We start from the raw sequence: 1,197 nt of genomic DNA on the forward strand, positions 1-1,197 counted from the left end.
CACTGGTACTGTTACCACATCTTTTGTACCGTCTGGATATGTCACCACTACTGTGCCTGTTGTCGCGCCCGGCTTGGATACATCCGGTGGTGTCTGCCATTCCACTGTTGTGCCTGGCGGGAATGTACCTTCATTACCGATGCCCTCTGTTGCTGGCGGTACTACACCTACCGGTGTTGTGATCGGTGTCACGATTGGCGTGTTTTCAACGGCATCCGTCGGCCCTGCAGGTACTTCTACTGTCACTGGTACTGTTACCACATCTTTTGTACCGTCTGGATATGTCACCACTACTGTGCCTGTTGTCGTGCCCGGCTTGGATACATCCGGTGGTGTCTGCCATTCCACTGTTGTGCCTGGCGGGAATGTAGCTTCATTACCGATGCCCTCTGTTGCTGGCGGTACTACACCTATTGGTGTTGTGATCGGTGTCACGATTGGCGTGTTTTCACTGGAATCTGTCGTACCAACAGTTACAACTATATCAATAATTCCTGCCGAGCCGTCCGGATATGTCACTGCCACCGGGATTGTCACCTGACCTGCTGGGACGCTGATATCCGGATTCACCGTGATGGTGCCGTCCGCGTTCACCACTGCCCATGCCGGCAGGGTCGTCGCATCCGCCGGCGCATAGCTTGTGCCTGCCGGTGGTGCTGTGCCGTCTGAATTGAGCGGCGCTGCGATTGTTGTCGCTGTACCCGGCTCCACTGTCGTATCCACGTAGTCCGGCTGGTTGTCTACTGCATCGGTCGTACCTACGGTCACCACTACATCGATCACACCGCCTGAGCCGTCCGGATATGTCACTGCCACCGGGATTGTCACCTGACCTGCTGGGACGCTGATATCCGGATTCACCGTGATGGTGCCGTCCGCGTTCACCACTGCCCATGCCGGCAGGGTTGTCGCATCCGCCGGCGCATAGCTTGTGCCTGCCGGTGGTGCTGTGCCGTCTGAATTGAGCGGCGCTGCGATTGTTGTCGCTGTACCCGGCTCCACTGTCGTATCCACGTAGTCCGGCTGGTTGTCATGCGCATCTGTCGTACCTACGGTCACCACTACATCGATCACACCGCCTGAGCCGTCCGGATATGTCACTGCCACCGGGATTGTCACCTGACCTGCTGGGACGCTGATATCCGGATTACCACTGCCCACGCCGGCAGGGTTCACCACTGCCCATGCCGGCAGGGT

The 1,197-nt window shown here is 57.8% G+C and carries 1 protein-coding gene; it reads right to left on the reverse strand.

Annotated features, from left to right (window positions below):
- On the reverse strand, positions 1 to 1,197 hold a 1,197-nt coding region (locus ERX27_RS11110; RefSeq protein ID WP_208001784.1), incomplete at both ends, for a Rib/alpha-like domain-containing protein.

The sequence above is a fragment of the Macrococcus brunensis genome, from assembly GCF_004359615.1.
In the GTDB taxonomy this organism is placed as follows: Bacteria; Bacillota; Bacilli; order Staphylococcales; family Staphylococcaceae; genus Macrococcus; species Macrococcus brunensis.